Genomic DNA, 6,217 nt, shown 5'->3' with positions numbered 1-6,217 from the left:
CCGCCCGCGCGCCGTGGGAGGGCCGGCTCAGACCGTGAGGAGGGCCTCCAGCGGCGCGCCCGACAGCGCGGGCTCCAGCCGCTTGCGGCCCTCCAGGAAGCCCAGCTCCATGAGGACCGCCAGTCCGGCGACCTCGGCGCCGGCCCGCCGGATGAGGGCGAGGGAGGCCTCCGCCGTCCCGCCGGTGGCCAGCACGTCGTCGATGACCATGATCCGGTCCTCCGGGGTCAGGTCCTCGGCGTGTATCTCGATCTCGGCGGTGCCGTACTCCAGCTCGTACGCCTGGCCCAGGGTGGCCCCGGGCAGCTTGCCCGCCTTGCGGACGGGGACGAAGCCCAGCCCGGCGCGGACGGCGACGGGGGCGGCCAGGATGAAGCCGCGCGCCTCCAGTCCGACGACCTTCGTCGCGCCGTACCGCGCGCACAGTTCGGCGAGCGCGTCGGTCAGCGCGCCGAACGCCACGGGGTCGGCGAGCAGCGGGGTGATGTCCTTGAACACCACGCCCGGCTTGGGATAGTCGGGCACGTCCCGGATCCGGTCGGCCAGCAGGCCGGACAGCCCGGAGGGGGCGGCGGACGAGGCGGTCACCGGCCCCTCCCCGAGGGACGGCCGCGGCCTCGGCCGCGGGCGGCCTGGGCCCGCGGGCCGGCCACGGAGGCCGTGGCGCCCGCGCCGGTCACCGGCTCCTCGGCCGGTTCGTCACCGGCCGGGTCGCCGGGGTCGGCCTCGGCGTCGTTCTCGCCCTTCGCGGCGGCGGAGGCGCGCTTGGCCAGCACCCGCTTGCGGAGGGCCTTCATCTCCGGCTGCCGCTCCTTGAGGTCGGCGACGAGCGGGGTGGCGATGAAGATCGAGGAGTACGCACCGGCGGCCAGGCCGACGAACAGCGACAGCGAGATGTCGTTGAGCATGCCGGCCCCCAGCACACCGCCGCCGATGAACAGCAGACCGGCGACCGGGAGCAGCGCGACGACCGTGGTGTTGATGGAACGGACCAGGGTGCCGTTGATGCTGCGGTTGGCGATCTCGCCGTAGGTGCGGCGGTTCTGCTTGAGGATGCCCCGGCTGCTCTCCTTGAGCGAGTCGAAGACCACCACGGTGTCGTAGAGGGAATAACCGAGAATGGTCAGCAGACCGATCACCGTGCCGACGCTGACCTCGAAGCCGACGAGGGCGTAGATGCCGACGGTGATCGTGATGTCGTGGATCAGGGCGACGAGGGCGGCGATGGCCATCCGCCACTCGAAGGCGATGGCGAGATACACCACCACGAGCGCCATGAAGACACCCAGACCCATCCAGGCCTTGTTCGCGATCTGCTCGCCCCAGCTCGGGCCGACCAGATCGGCGTTGATCTCCTGCGCCGGAATGTCCATCTCCTGGGCGAGCTCCGCCCGGATCTGGTCCGACTTGGCCGTGTCGACCTCGCTGATCTGGATGCGCAGCCCGCCGCCGCCCAGTTCCTGCACGAGCGCCTGGTGACCGGAGGCCTTCTCCGCGGCCTCCTCCGCCTGGGAGGCGGAGAACCCGGTCTTCGGAGTGGTGAAGACGGCGCCGCCGGAGAACTCGATGCCCATGTTGAGGCCGCGGACGCCCAGGCCGAGGATGGCCGTGATGGTGATCAGCACCGAGACGCCGTACCACAGCATGCGCTTGCCGATGAAGTCGTAACCGACCTCACCGCGGTGGAGCCGGGCGCCGAGATCGCCGAGTCGCGACATCTCAGGCCTCCTTCGGTTCGGTCGTGAGAGGGGCGCGGCGTCGGCCGCGGATCGGGGGCTTCGCTCCGAGGCTCTTCGGGTCGACACCGGACCAGCGGTTGCCGCTGCTGAAGAACTTCGTCCGCGCCAGCAGCGTCATCAGCGGCTTGGTGAAGAAGAAGACCACGACGACGTCGAGGAGCGTGGTGAGCCCCAGGGTGAAGGCGAAGCCCTGCACCTTGCCGACGGTCGCGACGAACAGCACCGCGGCGGCGAGGAAGGACACGAAGTCGGCCACCAGGATGGTGCGCCGGGCCCGCGGCCAGCCGCGCTCGGCGGCGCCGCGCAGGGAGCGGCCCTCGCGGATCTCGTCCCGGATGCGTTCGAAGTAGACGATGAACGAGTCGGCGGTGATACCGATGGCCACGATGGCGCCGCAGACGGCCGGCAGGTTCAGCGCGAAGCCGATGCCCGGGCCGAGGAGCGTCATGATCGTGTACGTCATGATCGCCGAGGCGAGAAGGCTGAACAGCGCGATGAGCGACAGCCCTCGGTAGTAGACCACCAGATAGATCACGACGAGCGCCAGACCGATGGCTCCGGCGATCAGGCCGGCCTCCAGCTGGTCGCCGCCGAGGGCCGCGGAGACGGTGGTGACGCTGGACTCGGTGAAGCTGAGCGGCAGCGCGCCGTAGGAGAGGACGTTGGCCAGGTCCTCGGCGGACTGCTGGTTGAAGGAGCCGGAGATCTCGGCGTTTCCGCCGCCGATGCGCTGGTCGACCGACGGCGCGGAGACGACCTCGCCGTCGAGGACGATCGCGAACTGGTTCGGCTGCTGGGTGGCGATCCGCTCGGTCGCGTCCCCGAACTGCTCGGCGCCCTTGTCGTTGAAGTCCATGGTGACGACCCAGCCCTTGCCGGTCTGGGAGTCGAACACCGCCTTGGCGTCGTCGACCTCGGTGCCGGCGACGTCCGTCGGGCCGAGGGCGTACTTCACGGAGCCGTCCTCGCTGCACGCGACGACCTCGTCCTCGGGCTTCACGCCCTCGTTGGCCTTCCGGCGCTCCTCGGGCTTGGAGCAGTCCAGGGCGTCGAGCTTCTTCTGCAGCGCGGCGGGCACGCCGGCCGGCTGCGAAGGCTGCGGGGCCGGGGGCTGGGTGGCCTCACCGGACTCGGACGGAGCGGCCTTCGGCGGATCCGACTCGTCGGCCTTGAGACCATCGGTCAGGGCCCGGCCCTGGGTGGTGGGCTCGGACGACGGGGTGGAACCGGATTCCTCCTGGTCCGCGCTGTCGGCCTTGTCCTTGTCCCCGGACTGCTCGTCCTCCTCGCCCGCGTTGGAGGAAGGCTCGTTGTCCTTGTTCTTGTCCTGGTCGGCCTTGTCGCCGTTCTTCCCGGAGTCTCCCGGGGCGCTGGCGGAGGGGTCCGGGGCGGGCGTGCCCGCGGCGACGCCGAGCACCGGGCGGAAGCGCAGCTGGGCGGTCGTGCCGACCTGCTCGCGCGCCTGCTTCTCGTTGGTGCCCCGGGGGATGTTGACGATGATGTTGCGGTCGCCCTGGGTCTGGACCTCGGCCTCGGAGACGCCCAGGCCGTTGACCCGGCGCTCGATGATGCCGACCGCGGTGTTCATGTTGGTCGGGTTGATCGCGTCTTCCGCGCCCGGCTGGTTCCGCGCGGTGAGCGTGATGCTCGTACCACCCGCGAGGTCGATGCCCAACCGCGGTGTGTGGTGGCCGGAGAGGAACATCCCCCCGGTCAGCGCGACAACGGCGATCAGGAACAGGACCAGGGTGCGCCCCGGCCTGCCCTGGGACCCCGAGGGCCGCCGGCCCTTCTTCGGTGCTGCCACCTTCTCGATTCTCCCTGTCCAACCGCACCGCATCGACTGTGAGCGGGCGGCCACGAAGTGTAGTGGGGAACGGTACCCCGCAGGAGCGGACCGAGCACGGGCCGCCCTGCCCCCGGCGGTGGGCACCGGCCACCCGGGAGCGGGGGCGGCACCCGCCGCGGGACCTCGGACGGCCCGCGGAACGGTCTACTTCGCGTCGGTGTCGCCGTCGTTCTTCGTGACGTTGCCGGTGTCCTTGGCGTCCGCGGCGTCCGCGTCGGAGCCGGCGGCCTCGGTCTCGGTCTCGGTCTCGGCGTCCTCGGTCTTGGCGGCCTCGGCGCTGCCCGGCTTGGTCAGGTCGGTGCGGGGCTCCTCGGTCGCGCCCGCGGCGCCGTCGTCGGCGATCAGGGAGGAGGCGTCGTCCGGCACGACCGGGCTGTCGGACTTCAGCTCGTCGCCGTCGAAGTCGGTGCCGTGCACGATCCGGTTGTACTCGTCGTCCGCGAGGACGGCGCCGACGGAGTTCTTCGCGTAGACGGCGTGGACGCCCGGGGCGACCTCGAGGAGGACCGTGTCGTCGTGAACCTCCTTGACGGTGGCGTACATGCCCCCGATCGTCCGCACGCCGGTTCCGGGCTGCATCTGGTCGCGCATCTGGGCGGCCTGCTGCTGCTTCTTCTTCGCCGAGCGGGTCATCAGGAACATGGCCCCGATGAGCACGATGAAGGGGAGGAGAGTCACGATATTCACGGGACGGAAATTCCTTCGCACGACCGCCCATCGAGCGGCCTGGTATACGGGGGTGGGCATGCCGCCCTACAAGGACGGCATCGGCGGAGTCTAAGGGAGTCCGCGCCTAAGGAACAACGTTCAGCATGGCACCGGGGTTCCTGGGCGGGCGAGTCCCCGCGCCGTCACGCTTCGAAGAGGCCCGGCTGCCCGCCGCCGGGGGCCTGCTGCGGCGGTACGAGTCCCAGGTGCTGCCAGGCCGCCGGGGTGGCGACGCGGCCACGCGGGGTACGGGCGAGCAGGCCCTCGCGGACCAGGAACGGCTCGGCGACCTCCTCGACCGTTTCGCGCTCCTCCCCCACCGCGACGGCGAGCGTCGACAGCCCGACCGGTCCGCCGCCGAAGAGCTTGAGCAGCGCGCGGAGCACCGCGCGGTCGAGCCGGTCCAGGCCGCGGGCGTCGACCTCGTAGATGCCGAGGGCGTGCGCCGCGATCTCCCGGGTGATCACGCCGTCGGCCTTGACCTGCGCGTAGTCCCGGACACGGCGCAGCAGCCGGTTGGCGATGCGCGGGGTACCGCGCGAGCGGCCGGCGATCTCGGCCGCGCCCTCGGGCCCGATCTCGACGTCGAGCAGCCGGGCCGAGCGGTGCAGGACCCGCTCCAGTTCGGCGGGCTCGTAGAACTCCATGTGGCCGGTGAAGCCGAAGCGGTCGCGGAGCGGCGGCGGCAGCAGCCCGGCCCGGGTGGTGGCCCCGACGAGGGTGAACGGCGGGAGTTCCAGCGGAATGGCGGTGGCGCCGGGGCCCTTGCCGACGACGACGTCGACGCGGAAGTCCTCCATCGCCATGTAGAGCATCTCCTCGGCGGGCCGGGACATCCGGTGGATCTCGTCCAGGAAGAGCACCTCGCCCTCGGCGAGCGAGGAGAGGATGGCGGCGAGATCACCGGCGTGCTGGATGGCGGGCCCGGAGGTGATGCGGATCGGGGCGCCCATCTCGGCCGCGATGATCATCGAGAGGGTCGTCTTGCCGAGTCCCGGCGCCCCGGAGAGCAGGACGTGGTCGGCGGTGCCGCCGCGCTGCCGGGCGGCCCGCAGGACCAGGTCGAGCTGCTCCCTGACCCGCTCCTGGCCGACGAACTCGCCCAGGTCCTTCGGGCGCAGCGCCGCCTCGATCGCCTGGTCCTCGCCGGCGGCGTCGGCGCCGACCAGCCGGTCCGTGGCCTCGGATGCGGTGTCGTCCCAGTTCATGTCGTCTCTCAGCTCTGCGGTGCGGTTTCTGTGCGGGCGGGCCTGCCGGGGCGGCCGCCCGGTCAGCGGGTGCGGTTGAGGGACTGCAGGGCGGCCCGCAGCAGCTGCGGCACGGGCGGTGCGGCGCCGTCGGCGAGCGCGGCCTCCGCCTGCGGGGCGACGGCCGCGACGGCGTCGTCGGCCTCCCGGGGGGCGTACCCCAGTCCGATGAGGGCGGCGTGCAGCTGGTCCCGCCACGCGGCGGCGGAGGCGGATCCGCCCGCCCGGGCGGCCTCGGCGCCCGCCCCGCTCCCGACGGGCCGGCCGAGCCGGTCCTTCAGCTCCAGCAGCAGCTTCTGCGCTCCCTTCTTGCCGATGCCGGGCACGGCGGTGAGGGCCTTCTCGTCGCCGGTGGAGACGGCCAGCCGCAGGGCGTCGGGGCTGTGCACCGCGAGCATGGCCTGGGCCAGCCGGGGCCCGACACCGCTGGCCGTCTGGAGCAGTTCGAAGACCTGCCGCTCGTCGTCGTCCGCGAAGCCGTAGAGGGTGAGGGAGTCCTCGCGGACGACGAGGGAGGTCGCGAGCTTGGCCTGCTGCCCGATCCGCAGGGCGGACAGGGTGTCGGGGGTGCACTGCACGGCCATGCCGATGCCGCCCACCTCGACGACGGCGGAATCCGGCGCGAGGGCGGCGACGGAGCCGCTGACGAATGCGATCACTGGGGTCCCTCTCCG

At 72.1% G+C, this 6,217-nt stretch carries 6 protein-coding genes; all 6 read right to left on the bottom strand.

What is annotated here, in order from left to right; translation table 11 throughout:
- Positions 1-27: 27 nt before the first annotated feature.
- The 6 genes from GCU69_RS18785 to ruvA all read right to left on the bottom strand — a co-directional run bounded on the left by GCU69_RS18785 (position 28) and on the right by ruvA (position 6,202).
- Positions 28-588: an adenine phosphoribosyltransferase gene (locus tag GCU69_RS18785; protein WP_235978560.1), complete on the bottom strand. Its 561-nt coding sequence runs from the start codon at positions 586-588 to the stop codon at positions 28-30.
- The gene (secF, locus tag GCU69_RS18780) at positions 585-1,718 is read right to left on the bottom strand and encodes a protein translocase subunit SecF (protein WP_098750932.1); all 1,134 of its coding nucleotides are present in this window, start codon (positions 1,716-1,718) and stop codon (positions 585-587) included. The genes GCU69_RS18785 and secF overlap by 4 nt, the downstream gene beginning before the upstream one ends.
- A gap of 1 nt (position 1,719) precedes the next feature.
- A complete protein-coding gene (gene secD / locus GCU69_RS18775) occupies positions 1,720-3,546 on the bottom strand; it encodes a protein translocase subunit SecD (protein ID WP_098750933.1) in 1,827 nt (608 codons plus the stop codon).
- A 186-nt stretch (positions 3,547-3,732) separates the two neighbouring features.
- Positions 3,733-4,275, bottom strand: a complete 543-nt coding sequence (yajC, locus tag GCU69_RS18770) for a preprotein translocase subunit YajC (protein ID WP_156206686.1) — start codon at positions 4,273-4,275, stop codon at positions 3,733-3,735.
- 164 nt (positions 4,276-4,439) lie between these two features.
- Positions 4,440-5,504 (bottom strand): Holliday junction branch migration DNA helicase RuvB, encoded by a 1,065-nt coding sequence (gene ruvB / locus GCU69_RS18765; protein ID WP_098750935.1) that lies wholly within the window; start codon positions 5,502-5,504, stop codon positions 4,440-4,442.
- A 62-nt stretch (positions 5,505-5,566) separates the two neighbouring features.
- The gene (gene ruvA / locus GCU69_RS18760) at positions 5,567-6,202 is read right to left on the bottom strand and encodes a Holliday junction branch migration protein RuvA (protein ID WP_098750936.1); all 636 of its coding nucleotides are present in this window, start codon (positions 6,200-6,202) and stop codon (positions 5,567-5,569) included.
- Positions 6,203-6,217: the final 15 nt, after the last annotated feature.

This window comes from Streptomyces lycii, assembly GCF_009735685.1.
In the GTDB taxonomy this organism is placed as follows: domain Bacteria; phylum Actinomycetota; class Actinomycetes; order Streptomycetales; family Streptomycetaceae; genus Streptomyces; species Streptomyces lycii.
This window is presented reverse-complemented; position numbering and strand designations above follow the sequence as displayed.